Here is a 19486-nt window from a genome sequence, read left to right on the forward strand (position 1 = left end):
ATGCCCTTGCTCTGGGTGCTGCGCGACGTCGTCGGCCTCACCGGCACGAAATTCGGCTGCGGGATCGCGCAATGCGGCGCGTGCACCGTGCATCTCGACGGCGTCGCCGCGCGCTCGTGCGTGCTGCCGGTCGCGGCCGTCGCGGGCCGCAAGATCACGACGATCGAAGCCGTCGGCGCGACGCCGGCCGGCCACAAGGTCCAGCAGGCGTGGCGCGAGCTCGACGTCGTCCAGTGCGGCTATTGCCAGTCGGGGCAGGTGATGGCCGCCACCGCGCTGATCGCATCGAACCCGAACCCGAGCGACGCCGACATCGACGCGGCGATGGCCGGCAACATCTGCCGCTGCGGCACGTACAACCGGATTCGCGCGGCCGTGAAGCAAGCCGCGAAGGAGGCGTGACATGTCTCGAGGACTGATCGAAGCAGGCAAGGTCGCTGGACAAGCCGCCGGCGCGGGCGTATCGCGCCGTTCGTTCCTCAAGCTCGGCATGTCGCTGGGCGCGGCGGCGGGGGGTGGCCTGCTGCTCGGTTTCAGCCTGCCGGCGGCAGGCGACGATGCGCGGCGCTCGGTGATCGGCGGTGACGCGGCCGAACCGGCGCAGCCCGGCGTGTTCGCGCCGAGCGCGTTCGTGCAGATCGACCGCGCCGGCAAGATCACGCTGGTGATGCCGAAGGTCGAGATGGGGCAGGGTGTCTATACGGCGCTGCCGATGCTGATCGCCGAGGAGCTCGAGGTACCGCTGTCGAGCGTGACGCTCGATCATGCGCCGCCGAACGAGAAACTGTTCACGGATCCGCTGCTCGGCGGCCAGCTCACCGGCGGCTCGACGTCGGTGCGCTACGCGTGGGAACCGATGCGCCGCGCGGGCGCGACCGCGCGCACGCTGCTGGTCTCGGCGGCCGCGAAGCAATGGAGCGTCGATCCGGCATCCTGCCGTGCGGTGAACGGCGAAGTGCAGCATCCGCCGAGCGGCCGGCGCGCATCGTACGGCCAGCTGGCCGACGCCGCGGCGAAGCTGCCGGTGCCGAAGGACGTCGTGCTGAAGAAGCCGGCGGATTTCAAGCTGATCGGTACGCCCGCGAAGCGCCTCGATTCGCCGGAGAAGGTCGACGGCACCGCGCAGTTCGGGCTCGACGTGCGCCTGCCCGGCATGCTGTACGCGGTGATCGTGAACAGCCCGGTGTTCGGCGGCACGGTCGCGAGCGTCGACGACACGGCCGCGAGGAAGATCCCCGGCGTGCGCCAGGTCGTGCGCGTCGACAACGCGGTGGCGGTGGTCGGCGATCACACGTGGGCCGCGAAGCGCGGTGCATCGGCGCTCGTCGTGAAGTGGAACGAGGGCGCGGGCGCGAAGGTGTCCACGAAGGACATCGTTGCCGACCTCGCGCAGGCGGCGGTGAGCGGCAAGGGCGCGGTCGCGCGCAAGGAAGGCGATGTCGGCCACGCGTTCGCAAACGCGAAGACGCGCGTCGACGCTGTCTACGAACAGCCGTTCCTCGCGCACGCGACGATGGAGCCGGTGAACTGCACGGTGCACGTGCGCGGCGACGGCTGCGAGATCTGGGTCGGCACCCAGGTGCCGACGCGCGCGGTTGACACCGTGCAGCAACTCACGGGCCTGTCGCCCGACAAGATCGTCGTGCACAACCACTTGCTCGGCGGCGGCTTCGGCCGGCGGCTCGAAACGGACATGATCGACCAGGCCGTGAAGGTCGGAAAACAGGTCAACGCGCCGGTGAAGGTGATCTGGACGCGCGAGGAAGACATCCAGCACGACATGTATCGGCCGTACTACTACGACAAGATTTCGGCCGGCCTCGACGCGAACGGCAAGCCGATCGCGTGGCAGCACCGGATCGTCGGCTCGTCGCTCATGGCGCGCTTCGCGCCGCCCGCGTTCCGAAATGGTATCGATCCTGACGCGGTCGAAGTCTCGGCTGATCTGCCGTACGACCTGCCGAACCAGCTCGTCGACTACGTGCGCCAGGAGCCGCGCCACGTGCCGACCGCGTTCTGGCGTGGCGTCGGGCCGACCCGGGGCACGTTCGTCGTCGAGAGCTTCATCGACGAACTGGCCGCGCAGACCAAGACCGACCCCGTGCAATACCGCCGTGCATTGCTCGGCAAGGCGCCGCGCGCGCTGAATGTGCTCGACGTCGCGACGAAGGCGGCCGGCTGGGGCCCGTCGCTGCCGAAGGGGCAGGGGCGCGGCGTGTCTGTGATGTATGCATTCGGCACTTTCTTCTCAATGGTAGTCGACGTCGCGGTGGATAACGGCGAGGTGCAGGTCAAGCGCGTCGTGTGCGCGGTCGATTGCGGCATGTCCGTCAACCCGAACACGATCGAGGCGCAAGTGCAGGGCGGCATCATCTTCGGGATCACGGGCGCGCTGTACGGCGAGATCACGATCGAGGACGGCCGTGTCGTGCAGAGCAATTTCACCGATTACCGGATGCTGCGGATCAACGAGACACCGCCGATCGAGGTGCATCTGGTGAAAAGCGGCGAAGCGCCGGGCGGGATCGGCGAACCGGGCACGGCCGCGACGGCCGCGGCATTGTCGAACGCGATCTTCGCGGCGACCGGCAAGCGGCTGCGCAAGCTGCCGGTCGGCGATCAGCTGAAGACGGCTTGAGGGGAGGCGACGATCATGCGAAACCTCGCCCTGAATACGTTCCGTGCATCGCTGCTCGCGCTGTCCGCCATGCTGGCCGGCCCGGCCGCGCAGGCCGCGCAGACGGCACCGGCCGACAGCGCGCTCGTCGCTCGCGGCGCATACCTCGCGAAAGCGGGCGACTGCGTCGCGTGCCACACCGCGCCGCGCGGCACGCCGTTCGCCGGCGGCCTGAAGATGGTCACGCCGATGGGCGCGATCTACACGACCAACATCACGCCCGATCCGGAAACGGGCATCGGCGGCTATACGGAAGCCGAGTTCGCCGGCGCGCTGCGCAAGGGCGTCGCGAAGGACGGTCACAACCTGTATCCGGCGATGCCGTATCCGTCGTACGCGAAGCTGAAGGACGAGGACGTCAAGGCGCTGTACGCGTACTTCATGCACGGCGTCGAACCGGTGAAGCAGGCGAACCGGCCGTCCGACATCCCGTGGCCGCTCAACATGCGCTGGCCGCTCGCGTTGTGGAACATGGTGTTCCTCGACACGACGCCTTACGCCGACAAGCCGGCCAAGGACGCGATGTGGAACCGCGGCGCGTACCTCGTGCAGGGGCTCGGGCACTGCGGGTCGTGCCACACGCCGCGCGGCGTCGGCTTCCAGGAGAAGGCGCTCGACGAAGGCGGCGCGGCGTTCCTGTCGGGTGCGCCGATCGACAACTGGTTCGCATCGAACCTGACCGGCGAGCCCAACACGGGGCTCGGCCGCTGGAACGAGGCCGAGGTCGCGCAGTTCCTGAAGACCGGCGCGAACCGCCATGCGACCGCGTTCGGTTCGATGGTCAGCGTGATCAACCACAGCACGCAGGCCCTCACGGACGACGATCTGGCGGCCATCTCCCGTTACCTGAAATCGCTGCCGGCGGCAGGCGGCACGGGCGCGCCGCCGTACCGCTACGATCCGAAAGCGACGCAGGTCGCGCTGGGCCGGCCGGCAGCCGATCCGGGCGCGAAGGTGTATAACGCTTACTGCCTGCATTGCCACGGCGCGGACGGGCGCGGCTACGCGCCGCTGCTCGCGCCGCTCGCCGGCAACCCGAACGTCCTCGAAGGCGATGCCGCGTCGCTGATCAACGTGACGCTGAACGGCAGCGAGACGCTCGTGATCGATGGCGTGCCGTCCGCGTATCCGATGCCGGCGTTCTCGAACCAGTTGAACGACCGGCAGATCGCCGACGTGCTGACCTTCATGCGCGCCGGCTGGAACAACGGCGCGCCGGCCGTGCAGGCGGCGGACGTCGCGAAACTCCGCAAGGCGACGGCGGCCGCGCGCTGAGCGCGGCGCCATGCGGAACGATGGCGGGCCGGCGTGCCTGCCGTCGACGCCGCCGGGTGCGTGCCAGCCCCGGCGGCCTGGCTTTTTCTGTCAACCGGCGCGCGGCCGTTCGCGGCAGCGCGCGTTTATCGACGCAATGTAGGGGTGTCTGGATGGCTAACGTGACTTATACGGATACGCAACTGCTGATCGACGGCGAGTGGGTCGACGCCGCGAGCGGCAAGACGATCGACGTCGTGAACCCGGCGACCGGCAAGCCGATCGGCAAGGTGGCCCACGCGGGCATCGCCGATCTCGACCGCGCGCTCGCCGCCGCGCAACGCGGCTTCGAGGCGTGGCGCAAGGTGCCCGCGCACGAGCGCGCGGCGACGATGCGCAAGGCGGCCGCGCTGGTGCGCGAACGTGCCGACGCGATCGCGCAACTGATGACGCAGGAGCAGGGCAAGCCGCTCACCGAGGCGCGCGTCGAAGTGCTGTCGGCGGCGGACATCATCGAATGGTTCGCGGACGAAGGCCGCCGCGTGTACGGCCGGATCGTGCCGCCGCGCAACCTCGGCGCGCAGCAGACCGTCGTGAAGGAGCCGGTCGGCCCGGTCGCCGCGTTCACGCCGTGGAATTTCCCGGTCAACCAGGTCGTGCGCAAGCTGAGCGCCGCGCTGGCAACCGGCTGCTCGTTCCTCGTGAAGGCGCCGGAAGAAACCCCGGCGTCGCCGGCCGCGCTGCTGCGCGCGTTCGTCGACGCGGGCGTGCCGTCCGGCGTGATCGGCCTCGTGTACGGCGATCCGGCGGAAATCTCGTCGTACCTGATTCCGCACCCGGTGATCCGCAAGGTCACGTTCACGGGTTCGACGCCGGTCGGCAAGCAGCTCGCCTCGTTGGCCGGCCTGCACATGAAGCGCGCGACGATGGAGCTGGGCGGTCACGCGCCGGTGATCGTCGCCGAGGACGCCGACGTCGCGCTCGCGGTGAAGGCCGCCGGCGGCGCGAAGTTCCGCAACGCGGGGCAGGTCTGCATTTCGCCGACGCGCTTTCTCGTGCACAACAGCATCCGCGACGAATTCACGCGCGCGCTGGTCAAGCATGCCGAAGGGCTGAAGGTCGGCAACGGCCTCGAGGAAGGCACGACGCTCGGTGCGCTCGCGAACCCGCGCCGGCTCACCGCGATGGCATCCGTCGTCGACAACGCGCGCAAGGTCGGCGCGCGCATCGAAACCGGCGGCGAGCGGATCGGCTCGGAAGGCAACTTCTTCGCGCCGACCGTGATCGCGGACGTGCCGCTCGAAGCGGACGTGTTCAACAACGAGCCGTTCGGCCCGGTCGCGGCGATCCGCGGTTTCGACAAGCTCGAAGACGCGATCGCGGAAGCGAACCGTCTGCCGTTCGGGCTCGCCGGCTACGCGTTCACGCGTTCGTTCGCGAACGTGCACCTGCTCACGCAGCGCCTCGAAGTCGGGATGCTGTGGATCAACCAGCCCGCGACGCCGTGGCCGGAAATGCCGTTCGGCGGCGTGAAGGACTCGGGCTACGGCTCGGAAGGCGGGCCGGAAGCGCTCGAACCGTACCTCGTCACGAAGTCGGTGACGGTGATGGCCGTCTGACGACCGTCTGACCCGACCGATCGCGTGCGCGGCGCCGCCGGCGCGGCGCGCGCGATCGGCGCAGGCCGGGCGGCACGCGCGTTGCGCACCGCGCAACGGCACGCCCGGTCTCCCGCCGGCCGTGCATTCGCATGGCAACCTCACGGCAATTTCAATACGCGTACCACTGCGGACGGATTGTTTCGATTCCGTCATCGGCAGCACCACACGCCACACCACGCGACGCCCCTCGGTGAACGAGCGCCGGCACCCGGTGCCGGCCCGAGCGGAACACGATCCGCCCGACACCGCTCAGGTCACGTCGTACGCAACCCGGCAAGTCAGGACTGCACCTCGTACCCGGAAGTCGTACTTTTTGGTATAGGTTATTCAGAACAAACCATAACGACCGGTGCGTCAGCGCCGGGCCAATCTGAGAGGACACGGATGCATCCGCGGTCGGCAGCGCCGTACTACGTTGTGCTGGCGGGGACCTTGATAGCGTGCGCGCTGATGGGCCTCTGCGTGTTGCAGTTGTTCCAGAGCCGTCACGATGCGCTCGATCGCGCGCGAGAGACGTCGCGAAATCTGGCGCTCGTCGCCGAGCGCGACATCGAACGCAACATCGAGCTGTACGGCCTGTCGCTCGAGGCGGTGATCCAGGGCCTCCGGCGGCCGGACGTCATGGCCGCCCCGCCGGCGCTGCGGCGCGGCATCCTGTTCGATCACGCGATGACGGCGAATTTTCTCGGCTCGATGCTCGTGTTGGATTCCGCCGGCAACATCATCCTGGATTCGGCGAACGACGTGCCGCGCCACGGCAATTTCGGCGACCGCAAGTACTTTACGGTGCACCGCGACAATCCGGACGCCGGGCTTTACATCAGCGATCCCTTTGCGTCCCGCCTGCGTGGCGGCGCGCTCAGCGTTGCGCTGACGCGCCGCGTGTCGAACCCGGACGGCTCGTTCGCCGGCATTGCAATGATCGCGGTCAATCTCGAGTATTTCCACACGCTGTTCGCCGGCCTCGCGCTCGGCTCGCACGGCGCGATTTCGCTGATCGGCACGAACGGCATCATGTTCATGCGCCAGCCGTTCGACGTGCGCACCATCGGTCGCGACATCAGCAAGGCGCCGACGTTTCGCCACTTCATGACGGCACCGGAAGGCTCGTTCATCGAGACCTCGACGATCGACAACGTGCGCCGCCTGTACTACTTCAAGACGCTGCCGCACCTGCCGCTGATCATCATGGTCGCCGAGGCGGAGCAGGACATCTACGCCGCGTGGCGGCACCGGGCCATCACGATCGGCGCGCTGGTCGCCACCTTCGGCGTGGCGTTCATCGTGCTGTCCTTCATGCTGGGCTCGCAGCTGCGGCGCAGGATGCGCGCCGAATCCGAGCTGGTCATGCTCGCGCGCACCGACGGCCTCACCGGGCTCAACAATCGCCGCTCGTTCGGGGAGGTGCTGGATCTCGAATGGCGCCGCGCGCGCCGTGCCCGATCGGTGTTTTCGCTGCTGTTCGTCGACGTCGACCGCTTCAAGGCCTACAACGACACGTATGGCCACCAGGCCGGCGACGACGCGCTGGCGGCGGTCGCACGGTGCATCGGCGACAACATCCGGCGCCCGGCGGACACCGCGGCCCGCTATGGCGGCGAGGAGTTCGTCGTGATCCTGCCCGATACGCCGGCGACGGGCGCGACGGAGATCGCCGAAAGGATTCGTGCAGCCATCGACGGACTGGCGATCGAACATGCGGAAAGCGAATTCGGGCGCGTCACCGCGAGCATCGGCGTGGCAAGCTGGGCGCCCGGGCAGGAAGGGGAGGTCGAGTCGGTGATCAAGGCAGCCGACGAGGCGTTGTACGTCGCGAAGGAAACGGGGCGAAACAAGGTCGCGTCGTGTGGTGCGGCCACCTGACGCCTCCGCCGGTACCCATCGCCCGCGACCGATGGCGCGCGCGGTACGACGCTCAATGCCGGCCGCTGCCGCGATAGCTTTCCACTTCCGCGTCGTACGCCGCCAGAAACGCCTTGCCGAACACCGACGCGAAATCGTCCTCGATCGCGAACACCGTGTCGCGATGGGTCGCCGCGTAGCGATCCCACATCCTCGCCTTGTACAGCACGGGCACGCGCTTCTCGTACCAGCGCATCGCGTCGTCGCGCTCGCGCAGGCGCTGCGGTGAAAAGCGCGTCAGCAGGTCCATCAACGCCGCGCGCATGCCGGCGACCATGCCGATCTGGTGCGCGTGCAGATCCTGGAACGCGTCGCTGACCGCGCTCTGCGGCGACATGAAGCCCGGCAGCGGCAACCCGAACATCTGCCGCAGCACGGCGCCGCCGTCGGGCAGCAGCTTCAGCGGATTGTTCTCGCGATCGAGCAGCATCGTCATGTGCGCCTTCACCTCGCGCTTCAGGATGCTGCGCGACGACAGCAGCTCGACCGTGCCGTTCGCGAACAGCGCCAGCAACTGGCCCGCGATGTACAGCTGCTCGGCCGACCACTGATGCGATTCGGCCGCAGTGTCGAGCCCCGCGCCTTCGAAGAACGCGCTCAGCAGTTCGTCGGGGGTCGGCGCGCGCGCCGCATGCGACGCCGGTTCGTCGGCCGGCCGCGTATCGGTACGCGCCGCGGCCGGTTGCACGCGCACGTGCTGCGTCCACTCGGGCGCGTGATCTGCCTGCGTCGCGGATGACGCATCGCGATCCGCGTTGCCGCGATCGGCGTGCGCCGCCGTGCCCGCTGCGCCGAGGTCGCCCGACGACTGCGCGAACAGGTCGAGCGGATCGGTCGACAGCTGGTGCAGGTCGCGCTGCGACGGCGCGGGCGGTGCGGCCTGCTGCGCCGCGCCCGCACGTGCGGGGCCGCCTGGCCGCGTAGCGGCGTCCGCCGCCTTGCCGCGCGGCGCGAGACGATCCTGGAGGAGCCCCCACAGCCGGTTGCCGGCGCCTTTCGTATCGACACGCGATGACGACGGTTGGGCGGGCGCCGCTGCCGCCCGGGCTTGCGCTTGCGCCTGCATATCGACACGCGTGCCGGTATCGGTCTCCATGTCGATGACCGGTGCATGGCCGCCATCGACGCCGTCGCCGCCGTCGTCACGTTCGGCGCGCAGCACGTACGGCCCGATGCGGATGATGTCGCCGGTGTTGAGCGTGCGCTCCTGCGCATAACCGACCGGCTCGCGGTTCACCTCGATCGTCGAGACGCTGCTCAGGTTCTTCAGCAGGCAGGCGTCGTCGCCCACCTGCAGTAGCGCCTGCAGCCGCGAAATCTGCCGCGTGTCGTCGCGCAACACGAGATGGTTGTCGCTGGCCCGGCCGATGGTGCCGCCCGGCGGATGAAACACGACGGCGTCGTAGGAGTCGTTTTCGACCGGCTCGCCGGCATGTTCGATCACGATCAGTTGCATGTCATACGTCGCTCGGTGAAGTGCTCGCGCGCAGGCCGGTTCGTTCAGGACGACGACGCATGCCTGCGGCGCGCGAATTCGAACGCAGGCCCCCAGATCGGATGTCCCTTCTCCGCAGGGGACAAGTCGAAGCGCGGGTTGAGGTCGAGAATTTTCGAGAACTCGGCGCGGCACGGCGTGATGCGGTTCGTCACGCAATAGCTGAACGCGAGGAGCTTGTGCGCGGCAACCTGCGTGTCGGTGTCGGCGCCGTCGATTTCCTTCGCGTGGCTCAGCAGCGCGATCGTGCGCCCGTAGTCGCCGCTGTCGTACGCGGCGCGCGCGCTGTCGACCGTCGCGCGTGCAGCCGACTGGGTCGGGGACGTACTGCACCCGCCGGCCCCCAGCAACAATGCGCCGAGGAAAAGAACGAGCGATGAACGACCTTTCATTATTGAAATTAAGAATTGGCGTAATTGGAAGGTGGCACACAAGCGCTGTTGGATTCTAGTGCCAATCATCGGAGCCGAATCGCCTGTTACGTTTTGTTTCATTTTGCCATTCCATTTCCACCTGAATGCAGAATCGACTACGAATTTCAGTGCTTGTGAATCCAGAAAAACGGCCTATAGTTCGCTGTGTTTTTCGGATTCGTCAGTTGTTTGGTCAGCGCACGTCAATGCACGAAAAAACGGGCCGTCCGTTCGTGCGAAACGAATAGCCTGGCACACCGTCAGCGCCGCGAGCGTCCGTTGCCCGGTGGCCGGCCGGCTTGCGCCCGAGCCCATCCGACAGGTGTCCACGCCACAGAACCGGGCCGCGACGGCGAACCGGTCGGATTGATTTTTGCCATTAATTCATCAACCCCAATTCTCAATTGACCACCATCTCGCCAAATCGACTTTCAAAATCCATGAATGATATGACCCGGCTTTTTACAAGAACAATTTGCCGATATGGATTGAGGTGGATGGATATACGGATTACACAATTACCGATCAATTAATTGTCCCTTTTTCAATCGGATCAACCGGTTTCACGGTCGAAAACCGGCGAACGGCTATTGGGTGGCGAGGGTGGAATATGCAATGGCGGTCGAGCAGTTTCATCGTATGGGGATGCGTGATGCTGTTGCCGGGATGCGGCGCGACGGAGCACGCCGCGGCGGTGCCGTATGCGATCACGGTCGACGTTGCACCCGACGTCAACCCTGACCCGAACCGCAAGCCTGCGCCGATCGTGCTGAAGGTGTTCCAGCTCCGCGCGGCATCGTCGTTCGACAGCGCGGATTTCTTCTCGCTGCAGGACAAGCCGGAGAACGTGCTCGGCACGGACCTGCTCGGCACCGATCGCGTGATCCTGCGGCCGGGCGAGTCGCGCACGCTGCACTATCGCGGCAACGTCGAGGCCGGCGCGATCGGCGTGGTCGCCGAATACCGGATGCTCGAAAAGAACCGCTGGCGGCTGACGGTGCCGCTGCCGCGCGCGAAGCAGCTCAATCTCTACAAGTTCTGGCAGACGTCGCCGGGCGAGCTGAAGCTGTCGATCGCGGTGCGCAACGGCGGCCTCGCGCTGAACGATGCGAAGGGGCGCCCATGACCGAACCGACGATGTCCGCGACACCGGTCGCGGCGCTCCGCCAGCGGGTGGTGTGGACCGAGGGGATGTTCCTGCGGCCGCAGCATTTCCAGCAGCTCGAACGGCACTGGGAACGCTATGTCGCGCTGCGCTGCCTTCCGCTGCAAGGCTTCTTCTGGGGTTTCGACACGCTGGAGCTCGACCGCGAGCAACTGGCGCTCGGCAAGGTCGCGCTGCGCACCGCGTCGGGCGTGATGCGCGACGGCACGCCGTTCGACCTGTCCCATCCGGACGATCTTCCCGAACCGCTCGACGTGCCGGCCGACGCGAAGGACCAGTTCGTCGTGCTCGCGTTGCCGCTGTGGCGCGGCGGCGGCGAGGAGGTGTCGTTCGGTGCAGGCGGAGGCCATGCCGCGAGCGGCGCGAACGGTACGAGCGGCACGAACGGCGGCGCCGATGTCGCGCGCTACGTCGTGCGCGAATACGAAGTGGCCGACGCGAACGCGGTCGCGCTCGGTCCCGCACTGCTGCAGACGGGGCGCCTGAACGTGCGGCTGATGCTCGAAGCCGAGCTCACCGGCGACTGGCACGCACTCGGCGTCGCCCGGATCGTCGAGCGGCGCACCGATGCGCGGCTGCTCGTCGACGACGGCTACATCCCGCCGCGCCTCGTCGCGCAGCACGACACCGTGCTGCTGGCCTACGCGCGCGAGCTGCACGGGCTGCTCACGCAACGCAGCGAAGCGCTCGCGGAACGGCTGTCGGAGCCCGGGCGCGGCGGCGTGTCGGAAGTCGCGGACTTCCTGCTGCTGCAGCTCGTGAACCGCTATCTCGCGCTGACCTGGCATGCGCAGCAGCACGTGTCGACGCATCCGGAGGTGCTGTTCTGCGACTGGCTGAAGCTCGCGTGCGACCTGAGCACGTTCACGGCGGCCGGCCGGCGCCCGCAGTCGCTCGCCGTCTACGTGCACGACGACCTGCGCACGAGCTTCGCGGAACTGATGACCGAACTGCGGCGGTCGCTGTCGACGGTGCTCGAGCAAAACGCGATCCAGATCGAGTTGCGCGATGCGGGCAACGGCATCCGCGTCGCGACGCTGGCCGACCCGGTGCTGCGCGACACGGCCGGCTTCGTGCTCGCGGTGCGCGCGGACGTGCCGGCCGACAGCCTGCGCGCGCGTTTTCCCGCGCAGGCCAAGCTCGGGCCGGTCGAGCGGATCCGCGATCTCGTGCAACTGCAACTGCCGGGCATCACGATGCGCCAGTTGCCGGTCGCGCCGCGGCAGATCCCGTATCACGCGGGCCATACGTACTTCGAGATCGACAAGGGCAGCGACCTGTGGAAGCAGCTGGCGCGCTCCGGCGGTCTCGCTTTTCATTTCGCCGGCGAATTCCCTGGACTCTCGATGGAGTTCTGGGCGATACGCGGGTGAGGGCGGGGCGACGCGATGAATTCCTCCTCCGATTCGATCTCCCCCGGCGCAGGCGGATTCGTGCCGCCGAATCCGGGCGGCATGCATCCGGCCGCGGCGGGCGCGGCCGGCCCGACCGCGACGCAGCCGCGCCCCGGGCGCTGGGCCGCGAGCGGCACAAACCCGCTCGTCGCGGCCGCGAATCCGTTGCTCAACCTCGTGCCGCAGATCCGTTCGACCGTCCATCACCCGAATCCCGCGTGGCTGCGCGAGCATCTCGTCGTCGAGATCCGGCAGTTCGAGGCGCGCGCGCAGGAGGCCGGCGTGCCGTCGGAAGCGATCATCGGCGCGCGCTACTGCCTGTGCACGGCGCTCGACGAGGCGGCCGCGCTGACGCCGTGGGGCGGCAGCGTGTGGTCGTCGCACAGCCTGCTCGTGTCGTTTCACAACGAGACCTGGGGCGGCGAGAAATTCTTCCACCTGCTCGAACGCCTGTCGCAGCAGCCGCGCCAGCATCTCGACCTGCTCGAGCTGCTGTATTTCTGTCTCGCGCTCGGCTTCGAGGGCCGTTATCGCGTGCTCGACAACGGCCATGCGCAGCTCGACGCGCTGCGCCACCAGCTCGCGCTCACGATCCGCTCGGTACGCGGCGAATTCGAGCCGGCGCTGTCGCCGCACTGGCGCGACGTCGTCACGCGCGATGTCGCGCGCCGGTTCGTCGTGCCGCTGTGGGTGTGCGTGGCGCTCGCGCTGCTGATCGGCTTCGGCGTGTTCGTCGGGCTGCGGATCGCGCTCGCCGGGCATTCGGACCGGCTGTTCGCGTCGATCGACGCGCTGCACGTGCCGAAGCTGCAGCCCGCGCAGGCGCCGCCGCGCCCGGCACCGGCCCCGCGCATCGCGAAGTTCCTGGAACCGGAGATCGCGGCCGGCCTCGTGTCGGTGCGCGACGCCGCCGATCGCAGCGTGATCGTGCTGCGCGGCGACGGGTTGTTCAAGTCGGGTTCGACGTCGGTGATCGACCGCTACGTGCCGGTGCTCGCCCGTGTGGCCGATGCGCTGGACAAGGTGCCCGGCAACGTGCGCGTAACCGGTTATACGGACGACACGCCCGTGCATACGGCGCGCTTCGCGTCGAACTGGGACCTGTCGCGCGAACGCGCGGAAGCCGTGCGCGGCATGATCGCCGCGCGGCTCGATCATCCGGAACGGCTCGCGGCGGAAGGGCGCGGCACGCTCGACCCGGTCGCGCCGAACGATACGCCCGCGAATCGCGCGCTGAACCGGCGCGTCGAAATCACGCTGCTGCCGGCGCCCGGCAGTGCCGCCGTCGGCGCGAGCGCAACGCAGGGGGCCAACTGACATGAACCAGGCTGTCGCGCGTTTCGTCCGGCCGTTGCCGTCGCGGGAGATCTGGACCTTCGCCGGTCTCGTCGTGCTCGCGTGCTTCGTGTGGCTTGCCGGCCCGCTGTTCGCGTTCGCCGAGGTCCGCCCGCTCGAAAGCGGCTGGGCGCGCGGGCTGACGATCGCGGTGCTGTTCATCGCGTGGGGCGCACGCGTCGCGTGGCGCAGCTGGCGCGCCGGCCGGCTCAACGCGCAGTTGCTGAACCAGCTGCGCGAAGCGGCGCCCGGGCCGGCCACCGCCGACGATCCGGCGAAAGCGCAGCTCGACGAGTTGCGCAGCCGCTTCGACGAAGCCGCGACGCTGCTGAAGAAGGTCCGCTTCGGGCAGGCCGACACCGTGCGCAAGGGCCTGCCGCGCTGGTTCGACCGGATGTCGCGCCAATATCTGTACCAGTTGCCGTGGTACGTGTTCATCGGTGCGCCGGGCTCGGGCAAGACCACCGCGCTCGTGAATTCCGGGCTCAGTTTTCCGCTCGCCGAGCAGTTCGGCCGCGCGGCGATTCGCGGCGTGGGCGGCACGCGGCATTGCGACTGGTGGTTCACGAACGACGCGGTGCTGATCGACACGGCCGGCCGCTATACGACGCACGAAGGCAACCGTGCACTCGACGAGGCCGAATGGAAAGGTTTCGTCGACCTGCTGAAGAAGTACCGCACGCGCCAGCCGCTGAACGGCGCGATGCTGACGATCAGCGTGGCCGACCTGCTCGGCGCGTCGGAGGCCGAGCGCACGCAGCACGCGATGGTGCTGCGCAAGCGGCTGCTCGAACTGCGCGCGCAGCTCGGCATTCGCTTTCCCGTGTACCTGCTCGTGACGAAGGCCGACCTGCTCGCAGGCTTCGCCGAGTATTTCGGCAACTACGGCCGCGCGGAATGCGCGCAGGTGTGGGGTTTCACGTTCCCGCTCGCGCAAAGCGAGGCGCCGGGTTTCGACCTGCGTGCGGCATTCGACCGCGAATACCGGCTGCTGCACCAGCGGCTGAACGACGGGTTGCCCGAACTGCTCGCCGCGCAGACCGACGCGCGCCAGCGCGAGATGACGTACCTGCTGCCGCAGCAGATCGCCGACCTGCAGGACATGCTCGGCCAGTTCGTCGCCGAGGTGTTTTCCGTGTCGAGCTACGAACCGATGCCGATGCTGCGCGGCGTCTACCTGACGAGCGGCACGCAGGAGGGCACCGCGTTCGATCGCGTGATGAGCGGCATCAAGCGCTTCCTGAAGATCGAGGGCGTGCCGCCGGTCGCGCAGGTCGGCTCGACCGGCCGCAGCTTCTTCCTGAAGTCGCTGCTGCAGGAGCACATCTTCCGCGAAGCGTCGCTCGCCGGCAGCGACCTGCGCTGGCATCAGAAACGACGCGTGCTGCAGATCGCCGGCTACGTGCTGCTCGCGCTGGCGTGCGTGGCCGTGCTAGTCGCCTGGCTGCGCAGCTATTCGAACAATCGCGCGTATCTCGACCAGATCGGCGCACGCGTGCCGGCCGTCGATGCGCAGATTGCCGGCGCGAAATTCTCCGATGCGGCCGACGTTGCCCGCCTGCTGCCCGTGCTCGACGCGCTCGGCGGCCTCGCGAATACCGGCGGCGTCGACCTGCAGCATCCGCCGCTCGCGTACCGGTGGGGGCTGTTCCAGGGCGAGAAGATCGACGAGGCCGTCGACGCCGTGTACCGGCGCGCGCTCGAGGACGTGCTGCTGCCGATCGCCGCGAGCCGGATGGAGGCCGCGCTGCGCGACGCGCGGCCCGACGAGACCGAATTCGCGTATGCGGCGCTGAAGGCGTACCTGATGCTGTACGACAGCGCGCACTACGATCCCGCGTTCGTGCAGGCCGTCGTCGATCTCGAAATGGAACGCGCGCTGCCGCCCGATTTCTCGCCGGCCGAACGCACCGCGCTGCGTGCGCATCTCGCCGCGCTGTTCGGCGGCCGCGTCGCGGTGTCGCCGTATCCGATGAACGAGCGGCTCGTGGCCGACGTGCGCGACCGGCTGCGGCAGGTGCCGTTCTCGCAGCGGCTGTACCGGCAGCTCACAATGACGCTGCGGCCGGCCACCGCCGCGTTCGACTTCAGCGTCGCGCGGGCAGTCGGCCCCGACGCGTCGCTGGTGTTCCGCCGCCAGGGCGGCAAGCCGCTGTCGGAAGGCGTGCCGGGCCTCTATACGCGCAACGGCTATCGCAACGTGTTCGCGCCGCGCCTGGCCGGCGAGGTCGAGGCCTACGGGCGCGAGGAAGTGTGGGTGCTGAACCTGGGGCTCTCCGAGATTCCCGGGCCGAACGACGCGGCCGCGTGGGCCCGCGATATCCGCCAGCTGTACCTGAACGACTACCTGAAGATCTGGGACGACTATCTCGCCGACATCAAGCTACAGCGCACCGCGACGCTCGCGCAGAGCATCCAGGTGGCGCGCGCGCTGTCGTCCGCCGATTCGCCGCTCACGCGGCTGATGGTCGCGCTCGCGCGCGACACGGCGCTCGGCGATGCACCGGGCGGCGGGGCGCGCAATCTCGCCACGCGCGCGCAGGACAAGGTCGACGAGGCGCGCAGCTCGCTGTCGCAGATCTTCGCGAGCAAGGGAAGCGATGCGAACACGTCCGCGGCAGCGCCCGCGAGCGCCGAGCAGATCGTCGACAGCCACTTCGCCGGGTTGCGCGCGTTCGCGCCGGGCAGCGGCGACCAGGCCCAGGCGTTCAACGACGTGCTGAAGTCGATCGACGCGCTGTACACCTACCTGACGGCCACCGACGACGCATTGAGGAGCGGCGCGCAGCCGCCGCCGTCCGACGCGCCGGCGAAGCTGCGCGCACAGGCCGGCCGCCTGCCCACGCCGTTCCGCGACGTGCTCGACGACCTGTCGAACGTCGCGAACGGCAGCGTGGCGACCGTCGAGCAGCGCAGCGTCGCGACGCGGGCCGGCGCGAACGTCGGCGACTTCTGCCGGCAGGCGATCGCGGGGCGCTATCCGTTCGCGCGCGGATCGTCGCGCGACGTCGCGCCGGCGGATTTCGCGCAGATGTTCGCACCCGGCGGCCTGATGGACGACTTCTTCCAGAAGAACCTGCAGTCGATCGTCGACACGACGTCGCACCCGTGGCGCTTCGCGAACCGCAATGCGGACGCCGATCCGGCGGCCGCCGCGATGCTGGCGTCGTTCGAGAAGGCGGCGGTGATCCGCGACGCCTATTTCGGCGGCGGTGCGCGCACCGCGCAGCTGAAGGTGCAGATCCAGCCGCTCGAAATGGACCCGTCGATCACGGAGATGGTGCTCGACGTCGACGGGCAGATCGTCCGCTACGCGCACGGCCCGCTCGTGCAGAGCGCGGTGGACTGGCCGGGCCCGCGCGGCAGCAGCCAGGTGCGGCTGCAGGTGTCGGGGCAGGCCGGCGCGACCGACGGCTTCTCGACCGACGGGCCGTGGGCGCTGCACCGGCTGTTCGACCGTGCGGCCGTATCGGCCGGGCGCGGCTCCGACCAGATGATTGCGCGCTTCACGGTCGACGGCAAACCGATCGTGCTGCAAGTGAATGCGGGCAGTGTCCGCAACCCGTTCAGGCTGCCCCAGATGGAGTCCTTTACATGCCCTCCGAAGCCATGAGCCCGACACCGCCGTTCACGCGTACCGACGGCGATGCGCCGGCCTGGTACGGGAAGATTCCCGGCGCCGGCGACTTCGTGAACAGCCGGCTGCCTCATGCGCTCGCGCTGTGGTGGGAGCGCTGGCTCCAGCAGGGGATGGCCGCGATGCGCCAGCGCGGCGCGGACGAGATCGAGCGCCATTACACGGTCGCGCCCGTCTGGAATTTCCTGATCCCGGCGGGCGCCGGCGCGTCGTGCGTGCAGCCGGGCTGCCTCGCGCCGAGCTGCGACCGCGTGGGACGCTACTACCCGGTGATCGTCACGCTGCCGATGCGTGCGGCCGATTACTGGAGCGGGCTGCCGGACGCCGCCGACGCGTTCTACTGGCAGGTCGGACAGGCGCTGCTCGACGCGATCCGCCATGCCCGCGCGCCGGGCGATCTCGAGCGGACGCTCGAACGCGTGCGGCTCGCGCCGGGCGTCGACAGGCACGCGGACATCGTCGACGGCACGCCGGCGCCGCTGCCGGAGCGGCCGGCACCGGCCGCGTGGCCGGGGCTGTCCGGTTACTTCGATCCGCACGGCGGCACCAGCTTCTGGTGGACCAACCGCGCGGACGGATCGCCGCTGCGCACGCACGCGCACACGGGCACGCCCGACAACGCGCTGTTCCTGACGCTGTTCGGCGGCGGTTAGCGGCCGGACAGAAGGACGGCGGGCCGCCGGGCGCGGCGGCGGGCGGAAAGGACGCGGTTTCGAGAGGTGGTGGAGATGAAGGACGCTGGATCGAGAGACAACGAGCACGACACGGCGACACGCGGCGACGCATCCGAATTCACGGTGCGGCCGCTGCCGCTCGGCCATCGCCTCGGCGAATTGCAGCTCGACGAGGTGCTGGGCATCGGCGGCTTCGGGATCGTCTATCGCGCGTTCGACCGCACGTTGCGGCGCGCGGTCGCGATCAAGGAGTACATGCCGTCGATGCTGGCCACGCGCGGCGGCGACTATACGGTGTCGCTGCGCTCCGAGCGGTTCGCGCAGGCATTCGACGCGGGGCGCGGCGCGTTCCTCAACGAAGCGCGCCTGCTCGCGCAATTCGACCATCCGGGGCTCGTCAAGGTCCTGCACTTCTGGGAAAGCCACGGCACCGCGTACATGGTGATGCCGTTCTACGAGGGGCGCACGCTCAAGCAGCTGCTCGACGGCGGGATGCGGATCAGCGAGACGCAGCTGCGCAACATCGTCGGCGCGCTGCTCGGCGCGCTCGACACGCTGCATCGCGCGCAGTGCTTTCATCGCGACGTCGCGCTCGACAACGTGCTGATCCGCCCGAACGGCAGCGCGATCCTGCTCGACTTCGGCGCGGCGCGCAAACGGATCGGCGATCTGGTCGACGACGGCGCGATGATGATCAAGCCCGGCTACGCGCCGATCGAGCAATACACCGACGATCCCGCGTTCAGCCAGGGGCCGTGGACGGATCTCTATGCACTCGGCGCGGTGATGCACGCGATGATCACCGGCGAGTTGCCGCCGGCGGCCGTCGTGCGCAGCATCAAGGACACGTACCGGCCGCTCGCGTCGCGTGAACTGCCGGCCGGCGAGGTGTACAGCCCGGCTTTTCTCGCGGCCGTCGATCATGCGCTGCAGTTGCGGATTCCGGACCGGCCGGAATCGGTCGCGGCATTCGCGGCGGAACTCGGGTTGCGGGACTTCGACCGGACGGGCAGCGGGTATGGCGCGCCCGCCGTGCCGCCCGTGGGCGATGCGGGCAGGGGCGGGGGAGACAAGGGGGCGGCTTCTGTCGAGGCCGGGACCGCGTCGGCTGCCGCCGCGACTTCGATCGGCGCGGGTGGGACTGCTTCGGGTGGCGCTGCGCCGCCGACGCAGGCGGGTGCAGGCCCTGTGTCGACGCCTACGGACACGGTATCCGCATCGCCCGGTGTGTCGGACGGCAAGCCGGAAACCGATGATGTGTCTCCAACGTTGAAAGCGGCCACGCACGGCGCAGCCGCCACGGCGGCTGCGGGAGCGCTCGCAGCGTCCGCATCGCATGGGTCCCGGCCGGCCGCGAAACCGGTTGAATCCGATGCGCCGAATGGAAACGTCGAACGCGCGAAAGAACCCGCCGCTGCACGCACCGACCCGCACGACGAAACCGGCGCGCGATCCGCAAGACCCGATACGGACATCGGCGCGCGTGGTGCGGCGGGTTCCGGGAAAGCGGACGCGTTCGCGGCTGAAGGCGCTGGTGCCGGTGTCGGTGTCAGTGCCGCCAGTACGACCGCGCCGTATCCCGCTGCATCGTCGTCAGCGTCGTCAGGCGGCGCTTCCGTGCCGCCCGGCGCCCAGCACGGCCAGGCCCCCGCCGGATCGCGCAAGCGCCGACTGCCTGTCTACGCCGGTGGCGCGGTCGCTGCGCTGATCGCCGTCGGCCTCGCCGCGACCTACCTGTCGCGTCCCGCCCGCGTGGCCGACGAGCCCGCGCCCGTCGCGAGCCAGCCGCAGGCCGGCACGTCACCGCCCGCGAGCGCGCCGGCTGCCACATTGGCCCAGCAGGGGCCGACGCCGATCGTCGTGCCGCCGTCCAGCCTGC

13 protein-coding genes are annotated in these 19486 nt (G+C 69.0%); 11 read left to right on the top strand and 2 right to left on the bottom strand.

Features of this window, described 5'->3' with window-relative positions; all coding sequences use genetic code 11:
• The 5 genes from ABY44_RS38345 to ABY44_RS38365 form a co-directional block, all read left to right on the top strand.
• The coding region (locus ABY44_RS38345) for a (2Fe-2S)-binding protein (protein ID WP_431642429.1) at window positions 1–402 on the top strand (402 nt) is incomplete at its 5' end.
• A 1-nt stretch (window position 403) separates the two neighbouring features.
• The gene (locus tag ABY44_RS38350) at window positions 404–2638 is read left to right on the top strand and encodes a xanthine dehydrogenase family protein molybdopterin-binding subunit (RefSeq protein WP_011546996.1); all 2235 of its coding nucleotides are present in this window, start codon (window positions 404–406) and stop codon (window positions 2636–2638) included.
• Window positions 2639–2653: 15 nt separating this feature from the next.
• Window positions 2654–3952, top strand: coding sequence for a c-type cytochrome (locus ABY44_RS38355; RefSeq protein WP_431643569.1), 1299 nt, complete (start codon window positions 2654–2656; stop codon window positions 3950–3952).
• A 152-nt stretch (window positions 3953–4104) separates the two neighbouring features.
• Window positions 4105–5550 (top strand): NAD-dependent succinate-semialdehyde dehydrogenase, encoded by a 1446-nt coding sequence (locus ABY44_RS38360; protein ID WP_027791605.1) that lies wholly within the window; start codon window positions 4105–4107, stop codon window positions 5548–5550.
• A gap of 426 nt (window positions 5551–5976) precedes the next feature.
• A complete protein-coding gene (locus ABY44_RS38365) occupies window positions 5977–7455 on the top strand; it encodes a sensor domain-containing diguanylate cyclase (protein WP_060170894.1) in 1479 nt (492 codons plus the stop codon).
• A 52-nt stretch (window positions 7456–7507) separates the two neighbouring features.
• Here ABY44_RS38365 and tagH read toward each other — a convergent pair whose 3' ends face one another.
• A complete protein-coding gene (tagH, locus tag ABY44_RS38370) occupies window positions 7508–8950 on the bottom strand; it encodes a type VI secretion system-associated FHA domain protein TagH (protein ID WP_060170892.1) in 1443 nt (480 codons plus the stop codon).
• Window positions 8951–8994: 44 nt separating this feature from the next.
• On the bottom strand, window positions 8995–9381 hold the full coding sequence (locus tag ABY44_RS38375) for a TssQ family T6SS-associated lipoprotein (RefSeq protein ID WP_027791608.1): 387 nt from the start codon (window positions 9379–9381) through the stop codon (window positions 8995–8997).
• A 631-nt stretch (window positions 9382–10012) separates the two neighbouring features.
• On the opposite strand from ABY44_RS38375, the gene tssJ reads away from it, so the two are divergent.
• The 6 genes from tssJ to ABY44_RS38405 form a co-directional block, all read left to right on the top strand.
• Complete coding sequence (tssJ, locus tag ABY44_RS38380) at window positions 10013–10528, top strand: type VI secretion system lipoprotein TssJ (protein ID WP_027791609.1); 516 nt, start codon at window positions 10013–10015, stop codon at window positions 10526–10528.
• Window positions 10525–11940 carry a type VI secretion system baseplate subunit TssK gene (gene tssK / locus ABY44_RS38385; protein ID WP_060170887.1) on the top strand — a complete coding sequence of 472 codons (1416 nt, stop codon included), beginning with the start codon at window positions 10525–10527 and terminating at the stop codon, window positions 11938–11940. The genes tssJ and tssK overlap by 4 nt, the downstream gene beginning before the upstream one ends.
• Window positions 11941–11955: 15 nt before the next feature.
• Window positions 11956–13278, top strand: coding sequence for a DotU family type VI secretion system protein (locus ABY44_RS38390; RefSeq protein ID WP_059694821.1), 1323 nt, complete (start codon window positions 11956–11958; stop codon window positions 13276–13278).
• Between the two features lies 1 nt (window position 13279).
• Window positions 13280–16909 (top strand): type VI secretion system membrane subunit TssM, encoded by a 3630-nt coding sequence (gene tssM, locus ABY44_RS38395; protein WP_060170885.1) that lies wholly within the window; start codon window positions 13280–13282, stop codon window positions 16907–16909.
• Entirely contained in the window at window positions 16891–17586 is a 696-nt protein-coding gene (gene tagF / locus ABY44_RS38400) for a type VI secretion system-associated protein TagF (protein WP_063809872.1), read from the top strand. The genes tssM and tagF overlap by 19 nt, the downstream gene beginning before the upstream one ends.
• 75 nt (window positions 17587–17661) lie before the next feature.
• A partial coding sequence (locus ABY44_RS38405; RefSeq protein WP_431643570.1) for a protein kinase domain-containing protein occupies window positions 17662–19486 on the top strand: 1825 nt, incomplete at its 3' end.

This window comes from Burkholderia sp. ZZQ-2 (genome assembly GCF_050768715.1).
Taxonomy (GTDB): domain Bacteria; phylum Pseudomonadota; class Gammaproteobacteria; order Burkholderiales; family Burkholderiaceae; genus Burkholderia; species Burkholderia cepacia.